Origin of the sequence: Providencia sp. 2023EL-00965, from assembly GCF_033550225.1 — a bacterium.
GTDB classification, from domain to species: domain Bacteria; phylum Pseudomonadota; class Gammaproteobacteria; order Enterobacterales; family Enterobacteriaceae; genus Providencia; species Providencia manganoxydans.
This window is the reverse complement of sequence record NZ_JAWUEH010000012.1, coordinates 1-22,943: the sequence shown is the minus strand read 5'-3', so window position 1 is coordinate 22,943 and position 22,943 is coordinate 1. Positions and strand designations below refer to the sequence as shown.

17 protein-coding genes, 2 tRNA genes and 3 pseudogenes are annotated in these 22,943 nt (G+C 39.5%); 8 read left to right on the top strand and 14 right to left on the bottom strand.

The features are described 5' to 3' along the window. Nucleotides 1-212 precede the first annotated feature (212 nt). The 4 genes from yfaE to ubiG all read right to left on the bottom strand — a co-directional run bounded on the left by yfaE (nucleotide 213) and on the right by ubiG (nucleotide 4,985). Nucleotides 213-479 carry a class I ribonucleotide reductase maintenance protein YfaE gene (gene yfaE, locus SC428_RS15100; RefSeq protein WP_070929250.1) on the bottom strand — a complete coding sequence of 89 codons (267 nt, stop codon included), beginning with the start codon at nucleotides 477-479 and terminating at the stop codon, nucleotides 213-215. Between the two features lie 2 nt (nucleotides 480-481). Further along, the gene (gene nrdB, locus SC428_RS15095) at nucleotides 482-1,618 is read right to left on the bottom strand and encodes a class Ia ribonucleoside-diphosphate reductase subunit beta (RefSeq protein ID WP_070929251.1); all 1,137 of its coding nucleotides are present in this window, start codon (nucleotides 1,616-1,618) and stop codon (nucleotides 482-484) included. 11 nt (nucleotides 1,619-1,629) lie between these two features. Then, nucleotides 1,630-3,921 carry a class 1a ribonucleoside-diphosphate reductase subunit alpha gene (gene nrdA / locus SC428_RS15090; protein WP_070929252.1) on the bottom strand — a complete coding sequence of 764 codons (2,292 nt, stop codon included), beginning with the start codon at nucleotides 3,919-3,921 and terminating at the stop codon, nucleotides 1,630-1,632. A 341-nt stretch (nucleotides 3,922-4,262) separates the two neighbouring features. Then, the gene (ubiG, locus tag SC428_RS15085) at nucleotides 4,263-4,985 is read right to left on the bottom strand and encodes a bifunctional 2-polyprenyl-6-hydroxyphenol methylase/3-demethylubiquinol 3-O-methyltransferase UbiG (protein WP_070929253.1); all 723 of its coding nucleotides are present in this window, start codon (nucleotides 4,983-4,985) and stop codon (nucleotides 4,263-4,265) included. Between the two features lie 298 nt (nucleotides 4,986-5,283). Between ubiG and gyrA the strand changes: the two genes are divergently transcribed. Continuing rightward, the gene (gene gyrA / locus SC428_RS15080) at nucleotides 5,284-7,887 is read left to right on the top strand and encodes a DNA topoisomerase (ATP-hydrolyzing) subunit A (protein ID WP_318708537.1); all 2,604 of its coding nucleotides are present in this window, start codon (nucleotides 5,284-5,286) and stop codon (nucleotides 7,885-7,887) included. Nucleotides 7,888-8,173: 286 nt separating this feature from the next. Then, the gene (gene rcsC / locus SC428_RS15075) at nucleotides 8,174-11,008 is read left to right on the top strand and encodes a two-component system sensor histidine kinase RcsC (RefSeq protein ID WP_318708535.1); all 2,835 of its coding nucleotides are present in this window, start codon (nucleotides 8,174-8,176) and stop codon (nucleotides 11,006-11,008) included. 69 nt (nucleotides 11,009-11,077) lie between these two features. Here rcsC and rcsB read toward each other — a convergent pair whose 3' ends face one another. Further along, entirely contained in the window at nucleotides 11,078-11,728 is a 651-nt protein-coding gene (gene rcsB, locus SC428_RS15070; RefSeq protein WP_070929256.1) for a response regulator transcription factor RcsB, read from the bottom strand. A gap of 1 nt (nucleotide 11,729) precedes the next feature. Continuing rightward, the gene (rcsD, locus tag SC428_RS15065) at nucleotides 11,730-14,441 is read right to left on the bottom strand and encodes a phosphotransferase RcsD (protein ID WP_318708530.1); all 2,712 of its coding nucleotides are present in this window, start codon (nucleotides 14,439-14,441) and stop codon (nucleotides 11,730-11,732) included. Between the two features lie 215 nt (nucleotides 14,442-14,656). Here rcsD and SC428_RS15060 point away from each other — a divergent pair. From SC428_RS15060 to SC428_RS15050, 3 genes are all read left to right on the top strand, one after another. Continuing rightward, nucleotides 14,657-14,744: transfer RNA gene (locus tag SC428_RS15060), tRNA-Ser, on the top strand. A 5-nt stretch (nucleotides 14,745-14,749) separates the two neighbouring features. Then, nucleotides 14,750-14,825 (top strand) — tRNA-Thr (locus tag SC428_RS15055). Nucleotides 14,826-14,994: 169 nt separating this feature from the next. After that, a complete protein-coding gene (locus SC428_RS15050) occupies nucleotides 14,995-16,164 on the top strand; it encodes a tyrosine-type recombinase/integrase (protein ID WP_318708528.1) in 1,170 nt (389 codons plus the stop codon). Here the strand turns inward: SC428_RS15050 and SC428_RS15045 are convergent. The 3 genes and pseudogenes from SC428_RS15045 to SC428_RS15035 all read right to left on the bottom strand — a co-directional run bounded on the left by SC428_RS15045 (nucleotide 16,161) and on the right by SC428_RS15035 (nucleotide 18,037). Beyond that, nucleotides 16,161-16,358 carry a helix-turn-helix transcriptional regulator gene (locus tag SC428_RS15045; protein ID WP_318708526.1) on the bottom strand — a complete coding sequence of 66 codons (198 nt, stop codon included), beginning with the start codon at nucleotides 16,356-16,358 and terminating at the stop codon, nucleotides 16,161-16,163. The two genes, SC428_RS15050 and SC428_RS15045, sit on opposite strands and share 4 nt — an antisense overlap. Nucleotides 16,359-16,367: 9 nt before the next feature. Next, on the bottom strand, nucleotides 16,368-16,649 hold the full coding sequence (locus SC428_RS15040; RefSeq protein WP_006660318.1) for a hypothetical protein: 282 nt from the start codon (nucleotides 16,647-16,649) through the stop codon (nucleotides 16,368-16,370). Nucleotides 16,650-16,653: 4 nt separating this feature from the next. Continuing rightward, a pseudogene (locus SC428_RS15035) lies at nucleotides 16,654-18,037 on the bottom strand (SNF2-related protein). A 34-nt stretch (nucleotides 18,038-18,071) separates the two neighbouring features. Between SC428_RS15035 and SC428_RS15030 the strand changes: the two are divergent. Together SC428_RS15030 and SC428_RS15025 are read left to right on the top strand one after the other, a co-directional pair. Beyond that, nucleotides 18,072-18,656: a DUF6338 family protein gene (locus SC428_RS15030; protein ID WP_318708517.1), complete on the top strand. Its 585-nt coding sequence runs from the start codon at nucleotides 18,072-18,074 to the stop codon at nucleotides 18,654-18,656. A 24-nt stretch (nucleotides 18,657-18,680) separates the two neighbouring features. Then, nucleotides 18,681-18,860, top strand: a complete 180-nt coding sequence (locus tag SC428_RS15025; RefSeq protein ID WP_318708515.1) for a hypothetical protein — start codon at nucleotides 18,681-18,683, stop codon at nucleotides 18,858-18,860. A 2-nt stretch (nucleotides 18,861-18,862) separates the two neighbouring features. On the opposite strand, the pseudogene SC428_RS15020 reads toward SC428_RS15025, so the two are convergent. From SC428_RS15020 to SC428_RS15005, 4 genes and pseudogenes are all read right to left on the bottom strand, one after another. Continuing rightward, a pseudogene (locus tag SC428_RS15020) lies at nucleotides 18,863-19,136 on the bottom strand (VRR-NUC domain-containing protein). Beyond that, nucleotides 19,120-19,347, bottom strand: coding sequence for an ANR family transcriptional regulator (locus SC428_RS15015; RefSeq protein WP_318708513.1), 228 nt, complete (start codon nucleotides 19,345-19,347; stop codon nucleotides 19,120-19,122). The pseudogene SC428_RS15020 and the gene SC428_RS15015 overlap by 17 nt, the downstream one beginning before the upstream one ends. Nucleotides 19,348-19,465: 118 nt before the next feature. Continuing rightward, nucleotides 19,466-19,705, bottom strand: coding sequence for a hypothetical protein (locus tag SC428_RS15010; RefSeq protein ID WP_318708511.1), 240 nt, complete (start codon nucleotides 19,703-19,705; stop codon nucleotides 19,466-19,468). A 79-nt stretch (nucleotides 19,706-19,784) separates the two neighbouring features. Continuing rightward, nucleotides 19,785-21,842, bottom strand: coding sequence for a DNA polymerase (locus tag SC428_RS15005; RefSeq protein WP_318708507.1), 2,058 nt, complete (start codon nucleotides 21,840-21,842; stop codon nucleotides 19,785-19,787). A 19-nt stretch (nucleotides 21,843-21,861) separates the two neighbouring features. Here SC428_RS15005 and SC428_RS15000 point away from each other — a divergent pair, with 19 nt between their 5' ends. Then, on the top strand, nucleotides 21,862-22,614 hold the full coding sequence (locus SC428_RS15000; RefSeq protein ID WP_318708505.1) for a hypothetical protein: 753 nt from the start codon (nucleotides 21,862-21,864) through the stop codon (nucleotides 22,612-22,614). Here the strand turns inward: SC428_RS15000 and SC428_RS14995 are convergent. Further along, a pseudogene (locus SC428_RS14995) lies at nucleotides 22,512-22,812 on the bottom strand (ssDNA-binding protein); the annotation flags it as partial. The gene SC428_RS15000 and the pseudogene SC428_RS14995 overlap by 103 nt on opposite strands. Between the last annotated feature and the right edge of the window lie 131 nt (nucleotides 22,813-22,943).

The window sequence follows — 22,943 nt, the reverse complement described above, 5'->3', positions numbered from 1 at the left end:
GCTAAAGTGAAAAGAGCACTTATCTTCAAACTTGTGAAGATAAGTGCTCTACTTATTAGGCTAAAAGTGGTGTTATGATGAGGGCTCTAATATGACGCAAACAAAATTTTTGCTGTTTTTTTAGCGTGTGCTCAAGAAAGGTTTGACTGCTCGATGAATAGTACAACGGTGACAATCAAACACTTTTTTACTTGGTTCTGTCAGTGTGCTACTTATTGATTGATTTCAATATCAGAAAGAGGGTGGCAGCAACAAGGTAGGATTTCTCCATTTTGGACAAAGGCCAAAGGCTTTTGTTTATAACCCACTTTCCCTTTTAGAAGCATGACCTTGCATGAACCACAGTAACCTTCTCGGCATTGAAACTCGACAGGTATACGGCTGTCTTCAAGTGCATCGAGCAAGCTAGTGTGGATCTCGGTATGGTAGGGGACTTGCACACCCTGCGAAAGCCGCAGGGTGACTTTATGGCTAGCCATGATTAGAGTTCAAAATCACTCAGGTCATCAGTATTGACTTCAGAGTCAATCTGACCGACCAGATAGGAGCTGACTTCAACTTCTTGTGGCGCAACTTGAACGTTATCAGAAACTAACCATGCATTGATCCAAGGAATTGGATTTGAACGTGCTTCGAATGGTAGTTTTAAACCAACAGCTTGCATACGAATGTTGGTGATATATTCAACATATTGACACAAAATGTCTTTGTTCAAGCCAATCATTGAGCCTTCGCTAAATAAGTATTCAGCCCACTCTTTTTCTTGCTCAGCCGCATCCACAAACAGTTTATAGCATTCATCTTCACATTCTAAGGCAATTTCTGCCATTTCAGGATCGTCTTGACCTGAACGCAGTAAATTTAGCATATGCTGTGTACCAGTGAGATGCAATGCTTCATCACGGGCAATCAATTTGATGATTTTAGCATTACCTTCCATCAGTTCACGCTCTGCGAAAGCAAATGAACAAGCAAAACTGACATAGAAGCGAATGGCTTCCAGTGCGTTAACACTCATTAGGCACAGATACAGCTGTTTTTTCAGAGCGCGTAATGACACCGTAATTTGCTTACCATTGCAGGTGTGAGTGCCTTCACCAAACATATGGTAATAATTAGTCATTTCAATCAGTGTATCGTAGTACGCTGAAATATCACGAGCACGCTTCAGAATTTCTTCATTTTCAACGATATCATCGAAAATCAGTGCCGGGTCATTCACGATATTACGAATAATATGAGTGTAAGAGCGTGAATGAATAGTTTCTGAGAATGCCCAAGTTTCAATCCAAGTTTCTAATTCAGGAATTGAAATCAAAGGCAGCAGTGCTACGTTAGGGCTGCGACCCTGAATAGAGTCAAGCAGCGTTTGGTATTTCAAATTACTGATGAAAATATGCTTTTCATGATCAGGCAGTGCATTGTAATCAATGCGATCGCGTGAAACATCAACTTCTTCTGGGCGCCAGAAAAACGAAAGCTGTTTTTCGATTAACTTTTCGAAAATCGGATACTTTTGCTGATCAAAGCGAGCTACGTTAACAGGCTGGCCGAAAAACATCGGCTCCAGCAATTGGTCATTTCTCTTTTGAGAGAAGGTTGTGTATGTATGTGACATGACAATTCCTATTAAATTTTACACGCGCCGCCTTCACAATCTGAATCAGCTGACTCAACAACTTCTTCCAGATCACCTTGAACATCTTCCGCGCCATCACGGGTGTTATGGTAGTAAAGTGTTTTCACACCAAACTTATAGGCGAGCAATAAATCTTTTAGCAATTGATTCATTGGTACTTTGCCAGTGGTAAAACGCGTTGGGTCATAGTTAGTATTGGCAGAGATCGACTGATCGATAAATTTCTGCATAATACCGACTAATTGCAAATAGCCGCTGTTTGAAGGCATTTGCCATAATAACTCATAAGCGCCTTTCAGATTCTCATAATCAGGAACAACTTGGCGTAAAATACCATCTTTCGATGCTTTAATACTGATATAACCACGAGGTGGCTCGATACCATTCGTTGCGTTAGAAATCTGTGATGATGTTTCAGATGGCATCAACGCAGACAATGTTGAGTTACGCAGCCCATATTGTTGAATATCTTTACGCAATGTTTCCCAATCAAAATGTAGAGGTTCATTGGTCAGTTTATCCAACTCTTTTTTATAGGTATCGATTGGTAAAATACCTTGTGAATAAGTGGTTTCATTGAACCAAGGGCAAGCCCCTTGTTCTTTTGCCAGCTCGTTAGAGGCTTTCAATAGATAATATTGAATGGCTTCAAACGTTTTATGTGTCAAATTATTGGCACTGCCATCAGAATAGCGCACGCCATGCTTAGCTAAATAATAAGCATAGTTGATAACGCCAATACCTAACGTACGACGACCCATTGCACCTTTTTTCGCAGCAATGATCGGGTAGTCTTGATAATCTAATAACGCATCCAGAGCACGTACAGCCAATACTGCCAGCTCTTCTAACTCGTCAAGGCTATCAATCGCGCCTAAGTTAAAGGCAGATAGCGTACAGAGCGCAATTTCGCCTTCTTCATCATTGATGTTATTCAATGGCTTGGTTGGTAATGCAATTTCTAAACAAAGGTTAGATTGACGTACCGGTGCCACTTGAGGATCAAATGGGCTATGCGTATTACAATGGTCTACGTTTTGAATATAGATACGGCCAGTTGAGGCGCGTTCTTGCATCATCAATGAAAACAGTTCAACCGCTTTGACGCTAGTTTTACGGATAGTTTCATCTTGCTCATAAGTCACATATAAGCGCTCAAATTCATCTTGATCAGCAAAGAATGCATCATATAGTCCCGGTACATCTGATGGGCTAAACAGAGTGATGTCTTGGTTCTTGATCAAACGCTCATACATTAGCTTGTTGATTTGAACACCGTAGTCCATATGACGTACACGGTTACCTTCAACACCACGGTTATTTTTCAGGACTAATAAGCTTTCAACTTCCAAATGCCACAGTGGATAGAACAGTGTCGCTGCACCGCCACGAACACCACCTTGCGAGCACGATTTAACCGCTGTTTGGAAATGCTTATAGAAAGGAATACAACCTGTGTGGAATGCTTCACCACCACGAATTGGGCTGCCTAGCGCACGGATACGGCCTGCGTTAACACCGATCCCAGCACGTTGTGAAACATACTTAACAATCGCACTTGAGGTTGCGTTAATTGAATCTAGGCTATCGCCACACTCAATCAGTACACAAGAGCTGAATTGGCGAGTAGGAGTACGTACACCAGCCATAATAGGGGTTGGCAATGAGATTTTAAATGTTGATGCCGCATCATAGAAACGACGAATATAGTCAAGGCGTGTTTCTTTCGGATAATGTGAAAACAGGCATGCCGCAACTAAAATATACAGGAATTGCGCGCTTTCATAAATTTCACCCGTAACACGGTTCTGAACCAAGTACTTACCTTCAAGTTGTTTGACGGCAGCATAGGAGAAATTCATATCACGCCAATGGTCAATAAAACCATCCATTTGCTCGAACTCTGCTTGTGAGTAGTCTTCCAGCAAATGCTTATCATATTTGCCCATTTCAACTAGGCGTTTGACGTGTTTATACAGTGTTGGCGGTTCAAATTGACCGTACGCTTTTTTACGCAAGTTGAAAATAGCAAGACGCGCGGCAAGGTACTGATAATCAGGGGTATCACCAGTAATCAGGTCTGCTGCTGCTTTGATCATGGTTTCATGAATATCGGAGGTTCTAATTCCATCATAAAACTGAATCTGTGAACGTAACTCCACCTGTGAAACAGATACGTTACTTAGGCCCTCAGCGGCCCAGGTTATTACCTTGTGGATTTTATCGAGATCAATGCGTTCTTTATGTCCATCACGTTTTGTGACTAACAGACTCTGGTTCATGAGCAAGTACACCTTGGTTGGCCTACAAATAGAAATAGCACATCCCTAACAATAAAAAAACTCATGGTGTGACCCTATGAGGCTTGTAGTGTTAGAACTGAATTACATACTATATGTAGTGGTTTGTTGATTTTACAATAACAAGATAATGTTAATGTACATTTTTAGCAAGTGCACAAATCTGAGTCTTCTGTGGATAACTTTTGGGATAAAAAAAATCACCATGTCGGTAAGCTGCACTAGAAAAGGAATTCTATTAATCGAAGCTCGATACATGGTGATAAAAATAAATTTTGTAAATGGAGTTTGTTTGCTGGTTTCTTAAACGCAACGCTTGCTATTTATTCGCTGACAGTATGCAACATATAATTGACGTCTACATTCGGCCCTAAATAGAATTTATCCTTCAAAGGGTTGTAATGTAACCCAATGATATGATTGTCTTTTAGTTGCGTGTTATCAACCCAGCCAATGAGTTCAGAAGGACGAATGAATTTCTTCGCATCATGGGTTCCTTTTGGCACCATTTTCATTACATATTCAGCCCCAACAACCGCCATTAGCCATGCTTTTTTGTTGCGGTTAATCGTGGAAAAAATGACATGCCCACCGGGTTTGACTAATTTAGCGCAAGCACGAACGACAGACTCAGGATCTGGAACATGCTCAAGCATCTCCATACAGGTGACTACATCATAGGCTTGTGGATATTTATCGGCATGTTGTTCAACGGTCTCTTGAACATATTCAACGGGGATCCCCGATTCTAATGAATGTAATCGAGCGACCATCAATGGCTCCGCACCCATATCAAGGCCTGTGACATTTGCACCTTCACGCGCCATGCTTTCTGATAAAATTCCACCACCACAACCCACATCCAACACTTTTTTACCAAACAAACCATCGACACGCTGCATGATATAGCCAAGACGCAGTGGATTGATACGATGAAGTGGTGCAAATTCACCTTCTAAATCCCACCAGCGAGAAGCAATAGCTTCAAATTTTTCAATTTCCTGTTGGTCGACGTTTTGATAGCTTGGGGTTGATGTCTCATTCATGAGTGGAGCTCCTGTTTCTAGATAGCTGTCCGAACGTTATACTCACCATATTCAATTTGTAGCGCTTCGTGGCTCGTTGAATTATTTAGAGTATAAAATAGGCATTTATTGGTACCATAAACGGTTTTTTGTTGCTCTTACGCAATAAACTCGATGCTTGCGGACACATAAGGATATTTTTCGGCTATTATACATGGCTTGAAAGACAAATACTCACTTCTCATTTTTTTTATTAAATTGGCGAATTGTGGTATAGTTCTAAACCTTTGAATCCGAAGTTATGAGGGACAGTGGTTCCATGAGCGACATTGCCAGAGAAATCACACCAGTCAATATCGAAGAAGAGCTGAAGAGTTCGTATTTGGATTATGCGATGTCCGTTATTGTCGGTCGCGCACTTCCAGATGTTCGAGATGGACTGAAGCCAGTACACCGCAGAGTTTTATTTGCGATGAATGTATTGGGAAATGATTGGAATAAACCCTATAAAAAATCTGCCCGTATAGTCGGGGACGTTATCGGTAAATACCATCCACATGGTGATAGCGCTGTTTACGAGACAATTGTTCGTCTTGCTCAGCCTTTCTCTATGCGTTATATGTTGGTAGATGGTCAGGGGAACTTTGGTTCAGTTGACGGAGACTCCGCAGCTGCGATGCGTTATACGGAAATCCGTATGGCGAAAATTGCCCATGAAATGTTGGCGGATCTTGAAAAAGAAACCGTTGATTTCGTCCCAAACTATGATGGTACTGAGCAAATCCCAGAAGTGATGCCGACGAAAATCCCTAACCTTTTGGTTAACGGATCGTCAGGTATTGCCGTGGGTATGGCAACTAACATTCCTCCACATAATTTAGGGGAAGTGATCAGCGGTTGCCTAGCTTACATTGAAGATGAAAATATCAGCATCGAAGGTCTCATGGAGCACATTCCAGGGCCTGATTTCCCTACGGCAGCCATTATTAATGGTCGTCGTGGTATTATCGATGCTTATCGAACTGGTCGCGGTAAAGTTTATATTCGTGCTCGTGCCGAAGTCGAAGTTGACGAAAAAAGTGGTCGCGAAACCATTATTGTCAATGAAATCCCTTATCAGGTGAACAAAGCACGCCTGATTGAAAAAATCGCCGAGCTAGTTAAAGAAAAACGTGTCGAAGGCATCAGTGCACTGCGTGACGAGTCTGATAAAGATGGTATGCGCATTGTGATTGAAGTTAAGCGTGATGCGGTGGGTGAAGTTGTACTTAACAATTTATACTCATTGACTCAGCTACAAGTGTCTTTTGGTATCAACATGGTTGCTTTACATCAAGGCCAACCTAAGATCCTTAACTTAAAAGACATTATTGCTGCTTTTGTCCGTCACCGTCGCGAAGTAGTCACTCGTCGTACCATTTTCGAACTACGCAAAGCGCGTGATCGTGCGCATATCCTCGAAGCATTAGCGGTTGCACTAGCAAATATTGACCCAATTATTGAATTGATCCGTCAAGCACCTACACCAGCGGAAGCGAAAGCTGGATTAGTTGCACGTCCTTGGGATCTGGGCAATGTTGCTGCAATGTTAGAGCGTGCTGGTGATGATGCAGCTCGTCCTGAATGGCTTGAAGAACAGTTTGGGGTTCATGATGGTAAGTACTATCTAACAGAACAACAAGCGCAGGCAATTTTGGATTTGCGTTTGCAAAAACTAACAGGGCTTGAGCATGAAAAACTGCTAGAAGAGTATCGTGACCTTCTGAAACAAATTGAAGAGTTACTGTTTATTCTACGTAGCCCAGAGCGTCTGATGGAAGTGATCCGCGAAGAGTTAGAAGCGATTCGTGATATATATAATGATGCTCGCCGCACTGAAATCACAGAGAATACAGCTGATATCAATATCGAAGACTTGATTAGCCAAGAAGATGTTGTTGTGACGTTATCTCACCAAGGCTATGTGAAATATCAACCATTGTCTGATTACGAAGCTCAGCGCCGTGGTGGTAAAGGTAAATCCGCAGCCCGTATCAAAGAAGAAGATTTCATTGAGCGTTTACTGGTGGCGAACACCCATGACACTATTTTATGTTTCTCAAGTCGTGGTCGTCTCTATTGGATGAAGGTTTATCAATTACCAGAAGCTAGCCGTGGTGCTCGAGGTCGACCAATCGTCAACTTGCTGCCTCTTGAGCAAGATGAGCGTATCACCGCTATTTTACCTGTTCGCGAATATGAAGAGGGTTATTATGTCTTTATGGCAACCGCTAGCGGTACTGTGAAGAAAACGCCTCTACAAGACTTTAGCCGCCCAAGAAGCGCGGGTATTATTGCCGTTAATCTTAATGAAGGCGATGAACTCATTGGTGTTGATTTAACTAATGGTTCAAACGAAGTCATGCTGTTCTCTGCTCAAGGTAAAGTTGTACGTTTTGCTGAAGATGCGGTTCGCCCTATGGGTCGTACAGCAACCGGTGTTCGTGGTATTCGTTTAGTCGATGAAGACAAAGTCGTTTCACTGATCATTCCACGAGGTGAAGGCCATATTCTGACAGTCACTGAAAATGGTTATGGTAAACGTACTGCGGAGCAAGAGTACCCAACAAAATCACGTGCAACTCAAGGTGTTATCTCTATTAAGGTGAGTGAGCGTAATGGTAATGTGGTTGGTGCTATCCAAGTTGATGAAACTGACCAAATTATGATGATCACTGACGCGGGTACATTGGTTCGTACACGCGTGGCTGAGGTAAGTGTCGTTGGTCGTAATACTCAAGGGGTTACCCTGATTAGAACGGCAGAAGACGAGAAAGTTGTTGGTCTACAACGTGTCGCAGAAACAGAGGATGATGAAACTTCTGATGAAGAAGGGGGAGATGAAACCTCTAGCAACGATGTAGATGCTAACACATCTGAGTAAGTTATCAGGTTATTAGCTTACAATTAACGGGCGGCTATTTTGGCGCCCGTTTTGCTATCTACTATCAGCCTCTTTAACAGTTATCGCTTTTTGTAAGTTGTATCAGGTATACTTTAAATTATTCGAGGTGCAGCTAGGCGACAAGTGAATGAGTCGCTAGGAGCCTACAAAAGTAGATGACTGGCGCGAATGAGCGGCGTCATCATACCTCAACGCAAAACGCTGCAACTTGGAGTATGACGAGTATATTCAATAACAGTGATATAGCCCCTATTTAGGATAAAGATTGAGATATTTACCATCATTTAGGACATCATTAAGGTTATCCCGTGATTTATTCCGCATCCTAGGCTTAATGCTATGGGGAATGGGTGTTTTTATCACTTTATTCTTTCTCTACACTCAGTTTAATGAAAGCAAATCTGATATCCGCCAGCAGTTTTATTCAGGCTTTGAAAATATGCAGGCGTTTATTTTACAAACTGGCACAACATTGCGTTCCATCCAGTTTATGACTGAGCAGCATGAAGATAAGTTAGAAAGCCAGCCAGACTTCGTCAGATTGCCAGCAACAGGTTCTTACTCACTGTATCCACTATCATCTGAAGCAAATTGCGAATATTTTAAAACGCAAACCAGTGCTTATTTAACGGCATTTGAGCAGCTGATCTATTTTTGGAAAGACAGTATTGCGGCTCCGCAAGGGCTCAATCATATTTATGTCATTGGCTCTAAAAGCTACTGTATGATGGATTATCCTATCCGTACAACGGTATCAGATATTGAGGTACTCAAAAAAATTGGTTATGAAAATGTTCGTTCTTATCAAAGCTTAAGGTTACAAGGTCAGGAACGTAGTTTATATACGATTGTCCATGGCGTTCAAACCGATACGGGGCAGCTGTATCTTATTCAACCTATCTATTCAGAAGGTAAGCTTTTAGGGTTTATTGGTTTAGAAAGAACGATTAATTTAAACCAATTTAACCCGCGGTATAACAAATCAATTGAAGCTGTAGTGGTAAATGCTTATAACCAGCCTGTTTTGTATTATCCTTCAGATTCGAATCCTAAAAACTCAAGTTTACTATCAATAACAGAACCCAGTTTTTTTGGTTTTAACTCAGATTACTCAAAGCTGATATTCAAAAAACGTCTAACGCCATCATTGATGACGGTAATTTATGCTGTACCAACCATTGAGATATTGTCTGAGCTTAAAGTAACCATATTTTATAGCGCGATTATTAACATTTTTACTGGCTGTTTGATCTTTTCCTTGATCTGGTTGCTTGAAAAGAAAATGTTAGTTCCAGCAGCAAACACGGCTATTCGACTTGAAGAACATGAACAGTTTAACCATAAAATCGTCGCTTCAGCACCTGTTGGTATCATTATTTTACGCTTGAGCGATGGTGGGAATATTTTAAGTAATGAACTGGCTCATGATTATTTTCGTTTATTAAGCGAAGATGATAAACAACGGATACTGACTATCATTCGTCAAAAATCAAGTAACTATATTGATGTAGTGACAAGTAGCAGCACCCATTTACAAATTAGCTTTGTTAATTCACGCTATCAAAATGAAGATGTCGCAATTTGTGTTTTGATTGACATTAGCATACGTGTGCAAATGGAAAAATCACTACAAGATGTCGCTGATGCCGCGGAACAAGCTAACCATGCTAAATCGATGTTTTTAGCGACGGTGAGCCATGAATTAAGAACACCATTGTATGGGATTATTGGTAATATCGAATTATTACAACGACTTGAATTATCTGATAAAGCGAATAGCCTTGTCACGACAATGGACAACTCATCATCGCTGTTATTGCAAATAATCAGTGATATATTAGATTTTTCAAAAATAGAATCCAAACAGTTGAAGATCGAAAAAAAGTTATTCAACTGCCGCGATGTATTTGCTTTTGTTTTGGCGAACTACTTACCGCTCATTGCTAAGAAACGTATTGCACTATATTCCTACATTGAACCTGATGTGCCTGATTTATTATTTAATGATGCAGTACGCTTACAGCAGGTGATCTCAAATATTATCAATAATAGTATTAAATTCACAGACTCAGGGTTTGTCGTATTTTATGTATGGCGTGACCAAAATTACTTAAAAATTGAAGTCAAAGATTCAGGGATAGGTATGTCCCATGCAGTTGTTTTGCAATTATTTGATCCATTCTTTCAAGTTTATGACCAAAACAATGTAGGGCATAAAGGAACAGGTTTAGGGCTAGCGATTTGTGAAAAACTGATTAATTTAATGGATGGAGATATCGAAGTTAATTCACAAACAGGCTTAGGAAGTTCATTTATCGTCCGAATTCCCCTTTATGGGCAAAAATATGTTGAGCATAATATTCCTGAATATCGTCTGAGTTACCGTATAGCGATTGTCTGTCAAAATAGCTTTTTAGCCAATTTTTTAGCTAGACTGCTTAAACATAGTCATTTCATGGTATTTATTGACGATGAAATTGATAAAACAGCCGGTTATGATTTAGTGATCACCGATAACCAAGAGTCGCATGGGGTTAACGGTAAAAATGAGATCCAGTTATGCAACCTATATGTTGGTGATTTGCGAGAGGTTTCAATAAATAAGTGGTTGTACAATACTTATCAAAATGAAAAATTACCTTTTGTTATCGATAAAATTATTTCAAAAGTGGCATTAGGGAATGTACTGAAAGAAGAAACTAATAAAGTAAACTCACATGAAATCGATGCTTCGTTATGCTCTTATCAAGTATTGATAGTGGACGATCATCCAATTAATCGAGTTTTATTGAGTGACCAAATTTCCAATATTGGTTTTAACACTTGTACTGCGGTAGATGGCCTTGATGCACTGAAATACATAGAAAATCATTCCGTTGATATCGTATTGACAGACGTGAACATGCCAAATATGGATGGTTATGAGTTAGCTAAAGCGCTACGAAAGTCTGGGCATACAATACCCATTATTGCTTTGACGGCGAATGCGATGGCAGAAGAAAAACAGCGTTGTATTGATGCGGGTATGGATGAGTGCTTATCTAAGCCAACAAAGATTACGGTGTTAAAAGAGACTTTACTGAGATGTATTTCTAACTAATGTTAAGCTTAGAAAGAGAAAAACCCGTGCAACCGGGTTTTTCGCCACTATTCATAATACATCAATCCATTAATCGGAAGATGAATTATCGATGCTGACAGAAGACAGGTAGTTGAGCAAGGCGATATCATTATCGACACCGAGCTTCAACATAGCTGATTTCTTTTGACTACTGATTGTTTTGATACTGCGATTTAACTTTTTAGCGATTTCTGTTACCAAGAAGCCTTCTGCAAACAAACGTAATACTTCACTTTCTTTAGGTGATAAACGTTTGTCTCCATAGCCACTTGCATTTACTTTTTCTAGCAGTTTACTCACACTCTCTGGGGTGAATTTTTTACCCTTTTGTAATGCGGCTAATGCTTTAGGTAAGTCAGCTGGCGCACCTTGCTTTAGTACGATCCCTTCAATGTCCAATTCAAGAATAGCACTTAAAATCGCAGGGTTATTGTTCATTGTTAGAACAATGACAGAAAGATCAGGGTAGTGACGCTTAATATATTTAATCAACGTAATACCATCACCGTACTTATCGCCTGGCATTGATAAATCAGTGACTAAAACGTCAGCGTTTAAACGTGCTAAGTTATTAATTAAAGATGTAGAGTCTTCAAATTCACCAACGATATTGACCCATTCAATCTGTTCGAGTGATTTTCTGATACCGAAAAGAACAATAGGATGATCATCGGCAACAATGACATTTAGGTTATTCATATTATTGGTTACCTTCTGGCATTAGTCTTCTCACTGAGATATCCAGTTCTCTAATGCAATTACTTATTTTCAAGCTGTTTTCTTCTGCTATGTATAGTTCCAAATCTTCACAAAGTTTATGAAGGAACCTAAAATCCAGCATAGCAAAAACTCCTTTTAAACGATGTGCTGTGTTTTTCAATTCGGTTAAATCCTCAACACTTTCGCTATTATACAGTTTATTAATATCTATCGGTACTGTCGTGATGAACAAATCCTTATAATCGCTATTTGATAAAATATTTTGATAAGTGTGTAGTATGTTTTCTATTGAATCATCAGAAGCTGGGGCATGATCGTAATCGGCAAATGACATGCTACCAGAGTGATCTAAACTATTGCTTCCAGATTCTGAGTATTCAATTAGCAAAGATATAGCATCAATCAGCTCATCTGCAAAGTTATAGTTTACTTCAAGGTTGCGTGATGTGACTGAGTTGACACCTGAGGCCGTTCCTGAAATTTTTATTAGGTTCTTAAATGTACTGTCATCATTATCTGTTATCAATAAATCCCAATCGGTATGAGGCGAACTTTCATGCAATTCTAGAAAAATGGCACCATAATTAGTTAGGATATTTCTAACAATGCGGGATGCATCAAGATTGTGAATATCTAGACGTATATGAACATCTTCCAGTAAGGTCGGATAGTTTTTCTCTATTAATGCCGTTTTTATGGGTAGGGTGATTTGGTAATGAGAGCCAATAGCAGAACTACTATTAATTGTAAAATTACCGCCCATCTTTTTACTGATTGCCCTACACAAGTAAAAAGTCACCCCTGAACGTGCAAACTGAGAGGAGTTTAATACTTGACCAGAGAATGGGTGCTGCAAGTTACTCAATTCTTGGTTAGTTAAACCATTCCCACTATCTTTGATATCAATCACAAGACTTTTTATATCTTCTTGATAGTTAAGGGTGACAGATACTTTACCAAATGCTGTGGTATCAATTGAGTAATCCAGAACTAGCTGTAATAAATGTTCAAGACAGCTTGTATCTAAACTGAATAATGAGTCAGGATTAATATTATTATGAAAGTAAAGAGACAGCCCTTTATGTTTTAACTTCCCAAGGCTTTTTTTTAAAAATTGGCTCACTAGCAAAGAGACTGAAACTTTATCTAACTGTAATTTACCCGTTGAAGATTCGATTGAATTTAATAAATTAATGTTATTAAACCAACGATTAATATAGCCTGTTTGCAGCAGAATAGTCTCAATAAATTCTTGCTTAGTCGTTTCAGATGCATGAAGTAGCCCTTCAACAGCTTTATTTAACTCATTCAGTGATGGCTGAATTTCAGACTGCATATTTTCAAAAACGACTTTTCTGAGCTGAATATTCTTTTTATATTCACGATTAGCAAGTTCTTGGCGCCGTTGAGTTAACACCTCCTTATCTTTATCAATGATAACAAAGAGATAGGTGTCTTCCAGCATAGTGATATGGACTAAAACAACTTCATAAATATTATTCTCAATCGAAACTTGGATCATATCATGGTTGTTGATTGCTAATTCCTTAATATGATTGAGATCCATTGAAGAAAGCAGGGGATTAACCACACTATTACTTAGGAGTTTTTTGTTGCTGGCGAAATCATAAACCAAAATACCATAACTAATATTATTAATAATATCGTGATTGAGATTATCTTTGAGATTTAGCTCGTGTAGCATCGCGGAGTTGGGTGAAATGATGCGTTTACGGATGAAAATACTGGTAGAAAGCACCAATACTATAATCACTAACATGCAGATTAATAGCCAGAGATTATAGCCAATCACACCAACGACTAAATCTTTTAGGGGAACTTTATAATAAATTTGATAATTACTGCCTTCGATTTGATGAGAAAAGACGAGGCTCGTGCCACGTGTTTCAACATCTTCGCTTTTGCTGGTATCAATATTACGTGGTGAGATAGATAAATAATCACCTTTTAAGTTAAAAGGTAAGATTGAATTTATTGAAATGTCAAAAGAGATCACGCTAGTGAGCTGACCCGGTGAATTGAACATCAAGCGATACGTGTAATAATAAATATTATCTGGTGTTAACTTTTGTAGATTAGAAACAATCTCTCTTCTATCCAGTAAAGTTGACTGCGTTAACATATCAGTGCGTTTTTCTTCCGCAGTTAATGTCAAATAGCTTTCTTTATAGCGTAACTCTGGTTTTAAAATTGAATGTGTAGTGACTAAAACTAAGGTGTTATCTGAGCCGTTAAGAAAATACATTGAGTTATATTCATTTCGAGCCCCCCAAACAATCTCCATATAATCAGCAAGTTTACTGGCAAATTGAGTATTTTTGGGCTTATCGCTGCCAAACAAAATAGCATCAATAGTTTGATTCGCACTACTTAACCAAAATACGTCATGACGGATCTTGGTGGTATGGAGTGGCGAGTTTACTGCATAGGAAGGGGGGGATTCACTTGATTTTTCATTAACTAGCTTATAAATCAAATTGGCTTGATAGCGATAATCTTCTAATTGATAAGCTAACTGCTTCGCCATGGTGTTTAAAGCGGCTTGTCGGCTAAGTAACCATGAATTATAGGAGTTAAATAGCGATAGTGAGAGCATCACCACCAGTAAGAGGATAAAGAGATAGAATAGACGTGTAAGCCGTGTTGTTTTTATTAATGATTGTCTGTACATATTCTGGTGGACGTTCCTGTCGGCAAAAAGATATTAATTGATTAAAAATCATACGCCTATAAAGGTTTAATGCACCTATTTTGCACAGATATTAACACTTTTGCTATGTAATAGAGAACAATTGAATGAAGATTAGCCAAACGGAACAAAAAAATCAATTTTTTTACTTTCAGGGGTAGACAAGCTGAGCTGATTCCTCCATAATCGCGCCCCATGGAGAGATGGCCGAGCGGTCGAAGGCAGCGGTCTTGAAAACCGCCGATGGGAAACCATCCTAGAGTTCGAATCTCTATCTCTCCGCCATATTCGCCGGCTTAGCTCAGTTGGTAGAGCAACTGACTTGTAATCAGTAGGTCACCAGTTCGACTCCGGTAGCCGGCACCAAATAAGAACCCGTTATTTTCCATAGAGATATGAAAGGTAACGGGTTTTTTCTTGTTTTAATTAAATTTAACTGTGTTTTTATCCAGTAAATTCCAGTCCGATCCGTTGCAATCCTCTGCATAAATGGGTACAAAGATGGGTATCTGAGTTAGGACACTGGGTACCTATTATGAAATTATCCGCTCGCCAAGTAGAAACCGCGAAACCTGAAATAAAAGACTATAAACTTGCCGATGGTGCAGGGCTTTTTTTACTTGTTAGAACCAATGGTGCAAAATATTGGCGTTACCGCTATCAATTTGCGGGTAGAGAGAAAATGTATGCTATTGGTGTCTACCCTGAAATTACTTTAGCAGAAGCAAGACAAAAACGTGATGAAGCTAGACGCAAAGTCTTAGACGGTGTTGACCCCGTTAAAGCTCGGCAAGTTAAAGCTGTTTCTGATGTAGAGAATACATTTCGAAAATTATCGATTGAATGGCATGAATTTAAAAAATCACGTTGGTCTGCAGGATATGCCTCCGATATTCTCGAAGCATTTAAAATGGATATTTATCCAGTTATCGGTGATCTGCCTGTTGATAGCATTGAACCCATTTATGCTCTGAAAGCGTTATATGCGATAGAGCAACGTGGCGCCACTGAAAAAGCGAGTAAAGTTAGGCGTTGGACAAGTGAAGTATTTAAGTATGCAATTGCAACGGGTAGAGCGAAGTATAACCCAGTAGCCGAATTAAAAAGTGCAATGAAAGGGCACGTATCTACCCGTTTTCCTTTTTTGACAGCTAATGAACTCCCCGATTTTTTATCTGCGGTATCGGATTATAGTGGTGACCCAACTACGGTACTGGCAACCAGAATATTGATGCTTACGGGACTAAGAACCGCAGAGCTAAGGTTTGGCGAATGGACGGAAATAGATTTTGATGCCCGGCTGTGGTCAATACCTATAGATAAGATGAAGAAAAGGAAAGATCACCTTGTTCCTCTGTCTGACCAAGTAATTATTTTATTGAAAGAGTTAAGTCGATTATCAGGTCGCTTTAAATATATGTTTCCTAATCGCTCTGACCCGATGAAGGTGATGAGCGAAAACACAATTAATGCCATGATAAAAAGGATAGGTTGGGAAGGTCGAATTGTTGGGTATGGTTTTCGCCATACAATGAGCACCATTCTAAACGACCAAGGGTTTCCCGCTGACTGGATAGAATTGCAATTAGCTCACGTTGACAAGAATGTTATTCGAGGAACATATAACCATGCTCAATATTTAGAAGGGCGGAGAGAAATGCTGCAGTGGTATGCAGATTATATTGATAAGCTTTGTTTGATTTAAGATGCAGTTCGTTGTTGTTTCCATTCATTAATTTCCCCTCGTAGCCAGCGAGCAGCACGTACACCAATTTTATGCTGCGAGGGAAATTCTTTCCGTTTGATCATTTCATAAATAGTCGATTTTTTTAGAGTCACTAATTTTTCGACTTTTTTCATTGTGAGTAAATCGTCGTCACGTTCTATAGTTTCAATCATATTAGTATCCTATTTTTGAGTATCCAATTTAAAGAGTTCAATGATATTTGCATCGGGGCAGTATTCTTTAACAAGCTCGATTTGCTTTTTGTCTTTAGTAAAGTTTAAGCCTCGAGCGTTCCGATATTCCCAAGCGTAGGGGCTAAGTTGTTGGTACTTGAGGAGTTCATCACATATTCTATAAATCAGCTCCGCAGGGAATGAAATATAATCATCATCCATACTGTTCATGGCATCGCGTGATTCATATTTAATTTGCCGTGTAGCTTTAATTAGCTCATCTTTTTTCACGGTATTATTTCCTCTTCATAGCTTCTAAAAGAAGGTCTTGTATTTCGCGCTTAGAATTACGGCGTTCCATAACAACTTCGTCCATAGTCCCAATTGCGATAAGATGGTGAATAAATACAGGTCGGTTATAACCTGCTTGAATTTGTCGGGTTGGGCCGATACGTTCGATGATTTGTTGGTATTGTTCCAAATCCCACCAGTGCGAGAAAAAGACCAGAATATTCCCGCCATCTTGCAAGTTTAAACCATGACCCGCACTAGCAGGGTGAGCAAAAAGAATCGGTATTTTGCCTGCGTTCCAATCGCGTAATGTTTGGGGATCAGCATCTAAGTTTTTACCTTTAGGAAAGGCTTTTAATAGGCGTTCTAGGTCGTGTTTCCAATGGTAAGCAACGAGTATTGGCATACCACCTGATTCACTAATGATGCTTTCTAACGCCTGAATTTTGGCATCGTGCAGCTCTACCCAATTTTTACTATCATCGGTATAGATAGCACCACTGGCGATTTGCAAGCATTTGACTGTTTTAGCTGCCGCGTTTAGCGCTTCAATGCCTTCATGCTCTAGCTCAAGAAGCATCTCTTTTTCCATTTCTTGATACTGTTTTCGGGCTTTGGTGGGAAGTTCGAGTTTAATGATATTGTGGATAGGCTCTTCAATATCGAACCAATCAGCGGCATCTAGTGATATCGTGACATCCCGTAAAGCATCTTGCATTTGCTCTTGAGCAAAAAGCCAAGGCTCTAACTTAGACCACTGTTGACCAGGGAATTGAATGTTGTTGAACCAACGTGAAGTAAATGCGCTATAGGTTCTGCCTAAGCGTTGACCCTGATCAACAAACCACGCTTGCCCCCACAAATCAATTAAACCGTTAGGGGAAGGTGTTCCCGTCAAATTTACCCATCGATGCACATGTTTGTGAGCCACTTTCGCCAGTGCTGCAGCACGTTTTACCCCCTTTCCGAAGCCTAAACGACTTTAGCCTTGTACTTTCATCGGCAATGATGAAACCAAAAGGCCAATGTTCACCAAATATTTCAACTAGCCAAACTAAGTTATCGTAGTTGATAGTAAACACACTGGCATTGGTGTTTTTGATAGCCGCCATACGCTCTTTGGCGGTACCAATAATCGGTTGAACATCAATATTACGTAAGTGATTCCATTTAACCGCTTCGTCTGGCCATGTTGAACTTGCTACCCGCAATAGTGCAAGAACTAAAGCCGGCTGTGTTTCACTTCCTGCCATAAACAAATCTTCTAATGCGGTGAACGTAGCTACTGTTTTGCCCATTCCCATACCTGCCCAAACATTTGAGCGTTTAATATCAATTTCGTGGTTGAGTATGAGATTTTGGTATGGACGTGGTGTAAATAGTTTCATAAAATCAATCTTATTTTATTAAGGGAATTTGTTAATGGATGTTCTAAATCAAGATAAATTGATTTTGTTTTTTCTTTTTATTGTTCCCGGTTTTATTAGTTTGAAAATATATAATCTATTGCAGCCTTCAAACTATATAGAATCGTCAAAATTAGTTATTGATGCCATAACGTACAGCGGTATAAATTATGCTTTTCTTGCTATTCCAATTTATTTTGTCGAAAAAAGTCAGCTAATTTCTGACTGTCCGTTTTTATATTATCTGTTCTATGTATTTGTATTTATAATATTTCCAGTGATATTACCCTTTATTTTTTTAAGGATAAGAAAAAGTGAATGGTGTGCTAAATTACCGCACCCGACAGGTAAGGCTTGGGATTATGTCTTTCAAAATGCGCCAGAGAGCTGGATTAAAGTGACGTTAAAAGATGGAACGATTATTGGAGGGGCTTATTCTGGCGATTCTTTCGCTTCAAGTAGTCCTGAGCCTATGCAATTATACTTAAGTGAACACTGGATTATGAACAAAGATGGTGGTTTTGAAAGAAAGGTAAATAGTACATCAGGAATTTTAATACTGAATTCTGATATTGTAACTGTTGAATTTTTTAAAAAATAGAGTTTACTAGAAGGAAATATTTAAATGTCTGACCAAAACGATATCGACTTATCCAAATTGAGAGATCTTAACGAGGGGTATAAACCTCAAGTCTCACAGGAAGGATATAAACCAAAGCATCGTGAGCGCACCTCAATACCTGAGAAAGGTTATAAACCTGTTAAGAACCCCGATACATCTACGCCTCCACCTGAAAAGCCTTAATATCATCTAATAATGTTGTTTAGATTTTTACTATCCAAAACAACAACATGAAACCCTAATGCAAAAAGCCTCGCGTGCTCTCGTAACTGATCGGGGCGGGGCTTTTCACCGGGGGGCTTTGCACTCAACGAAAATGATTTTGCCATTAGGCAAAAGTACGATCCTATCTGGCACACCACGACGACCCGGTGAAGTAAATTTATAAGCGATACCACCTGCTTTTTTCACTTCGTTGACTAAGTGCCTTTCGATTACATCTTCACGTACTTTGCTCATTACTAATGCCTTTGTACATTTCGCGTTTAAGTTGCTTCATACAAAAATCAGAGCGTCTTTCGCTCCAAATTTGATTGTTTCTTGCTCGAGCAAGACGGTGCGCTTGCAACCAAGCCGTAGCAGCCTCGAAGTATTTTCCGGTTTGCTCAAGACGTACAGCATCTCGAGCCGCGCGGAAATACAACGGGCTATCGTTGTTTATGAATGTCATAATGGTTCTTCTTGTAGGATATTATGGGCAATTTAACGAAAGAGAATTCAGAATTAATTCTCTGAACTCTCTTTATTTTAGTTAATTATTGAATTGTTAACTAGAATAGCTATTGATATTAGATACCTTGGCTATGAATATGGTATCCAAGGCCTAGGGTTAGATCTCTTACTGCATCGGCATAAAATGTAAAATTAGAAGGGGTTAAAGGTCGGTTTTCACTGAACATATGCACTGATTGTAAATCAGGGTCATTAAGGTTTGGTCGTTGTACACCGTGCTCTACTACTAGATATTTATCATGATTAGTATCACTGCGATATATATCTATATTGATTTGATTGATAGCTCTATTCATATTATAGGTCGCCTTATCACAAATAAAAGAAAAGTATACCTATAGTAAATCATTACTTTAAATAAGAATGAAACTATTTTTAATCCTTCCTATAATGACAAGCCTCAAAACCCCCGGCACTAAGTGGAAGGTCTAAAGCCCATTCGGGGTTAATCGCAAGTAACTCAGATAAGTGTTCATGGTTGAATGCGGGGTTATCGAGTGCTTCGGTCAACACTTCATCGTGAACGGTGAGCACGATGTCATAACCGTGATCTTCAATCGTTGGCATGTTAACCGCGAGAACATCACGCGCAGCAGCTTGAGTTACGTTCTCCACTAATTTCCCACCGTAGGTTTTCAAACGTTGCCATTTGCGGCTATAAGGGTTAACGCCCATATAGCTGATTTGCCCGTTATCATTACGAGGAGAGGGGTAACAAACTGCACGACCCGAAGGTAAAACAATACGTAACCATGCTTTATCACGTCTAACTTTAAGCTTACGGCAAGGAAAGGTGATCCCCGGAAACGCAATTGCACGACGGACGGTATCTTCCAACTCATACCAAAAAGAGACTGTTTCGGGATGAGCATTTCGCCACATACGTTTAAGTGAATCGCAGGTAATAAACACGGTTTCACTCAGGCCGTATGTTTTCTTGGTTTCAATAGATTTTTTATACCAGCTAAGCGCATCGTGTTTCACTTTTGGTGGAATATTAGGTAATGCGGCTTCAGCAAGTTCATCTAAATCTAGGCCATAGGTGAGGGCGAATGTTAAGAATGCCGCGACACCGCCGCCGTATCCTAAGCCTAGTTCCATTACCTTACCGATTTGGCGCATATGCTTATCAACATCTTCGGGGCCAATATTGAATGCTCGAGCATAGGCCAATTTATAGAGGTCAGCGCCGATACCTTTATCGAATTCACTGAACGCTTTAATTTTCCATGCTTCGCCGGCTAGCCAAGCGAGCATACGGCCCTCGATATTCGAAAGGTCAGAGACGACAAGTTTTTTACCCTCTGGTGCCATAATGCAACCACGCAAAGCCGAACTGGTCAGTTGCATAATGTCATCGTAAATGAGGTCTGCACATCCTGCTTTTAACGCTTCGATACCGTTATCAATGGTGTCTTGGTCGAGTGTTGGCCTTGGTAAATTTTGCGGTTGAAATAATCGACCCGCCCAACGACCTGTACGAGAAGCACCGCAAAATTGTAATGTTCCACGTAAACGACCGTCGGGGCTTACACCATTCATTAGTGCTTTGTATTTACTGGTACTGGTAGTACAGGCCTGTAATCGTATGTCTAATAGCTCACGTAATGGCAAAGGAATATCCGGATCATTGATACGACGCTCTAATGTGCTTTTTTGCATATCGGGTAGATCAACACCAAAAGCAGCTGATATATGTTGTAGCAGAGCGTCACGCTGTGTTGTCGCTTGTACTTCATTATCGGTTAGCTTTTGCGTTAATTTTGCTAAGCGCTTTTGTTCAATTTCAACGGCTTCAATGGCTGCGGTGGCGAGTTGAATATCCATACACACACCGCGATCGTTAATTAGTTGGTCACGATGCCAATGTTCTAACTCATTGTCGTGATAGTTCCAGCTTGGCAAACGCTTATGCACTTCACGCATGGCTTCAATATCTAGCCCCGCATAAGCAACAAAACGCTTCCATTCTTCGGGATGAGTTTTGCTAGTGGCGCGGCGTAACGCTGAGTTTTTAGGGCGTGGCTTACAGAATAACTGTATTAACGCTTTACCTTCTTTATCTTTGGCCTTATCCAAAGGCACACCAAGCACTTCACATAATGTGCCTAAAGCACCGGGTAAACCGTGTGCTAGCGCTTGTACCATGGTATCGCGCCAGCGGCTAACATCTATTTTGATACCGCTATGATTAAGCATGGTGCGGTCAAAATGGCTGTTATGTGCATAAATAATAGTGTTAGGGTCTGTTAATGCTTGCTTTAATTCAGTAGGCATAGGGGATTTATCTGTAACATCCCAGACTTGAACTAAATTGTTGTTTAACGCCCAAGCAAAAAGCATAATTTCAACAGTTTCCGCATAAGAATGCGTGCCGTATTTAATTGGCTTTTTACTGAATGTTTCGAGGTCGAGCCAGAGTATATTTTTCATAAATTATAGGACAGTACCCATGTCAGATTTTAAAAATATAATGGATTTTATTGAAGATGTTATTAAATATTTTTTTGACCCAGAAAAAAGAAGTTTTATGTTATTGGCTGTTGCTATATTTTTTAGCTATAGATATGAGTTTTTCACTGGTGTTTTTTATAAAATTAAAAATAAAAAATTAAATGAACTATCTTTTTATAGAGATAAAGTTAAAAGTGAAACAACCACTAAATATATCAATGCTAAAATTGATGAAGTAATAGAGCGAAGAGTTACAAAGATTAGTGATTATAAAGAAAGAAATATTTTTATGTTTGTATCTTCACGCATAGAACAATGGAGTTATGGAGATATTGTTTTAAGAAACATTATAAGCTATATCTCTGTTGGTAGACGGTTTCGAATTGATTTTAAAAAATACAAGAAAAATAGAAGTGGTTATGTAACTAAGTTTGTTTTTTATTTGATTGCAATGGTAATTACTATTGCAATATCGTTTTATTTTAAATTGTATGAAGGCTCTGAATATGGTTTTTTTATTCCTCTCATAGTTATGGGCTTTTTCGAAATTTTGGCACTTAATAATTATAATAAAATTTTCAGAGTGAAACATTTGAAAGAATATAATAATGCGCTAGTCAAAATTGATGCCAGCGCATTTAAACTAGATCAAATCAATGATTCTTCCTCTTCGGCGACACTAAGATCATCGAAGTCATCTTCGCTCGCGACACCGCCACCTGCGAAGGCGTCACCGTCGCGGAAGAACTGAACACCACCTAGCGAAGCTGATATGCCTTTGCCTTGGTTGTCATAGGCAAAAATGGTGATAGTTGCAATAAGGGCGACCATCTTGTGCCGTTAACGGAGTGCGATCACGGTCAATAACCAGTGGTCGGGCTTTGTTGCTTGCACCGATGTACATGTGATCTGCATATCCATCATACTCAATTTTCTCATCACCATCACGGAAGTTGTCAACGATCAACGAAAACTGATCCACTTTTAACTCAAATTCGATCAATCAAAAGTGATCCACTGTTTCATTTAGGTATGGCACCTGAGCGTCGTTTATCTTTCAATCGATAGCTTTCACCACTC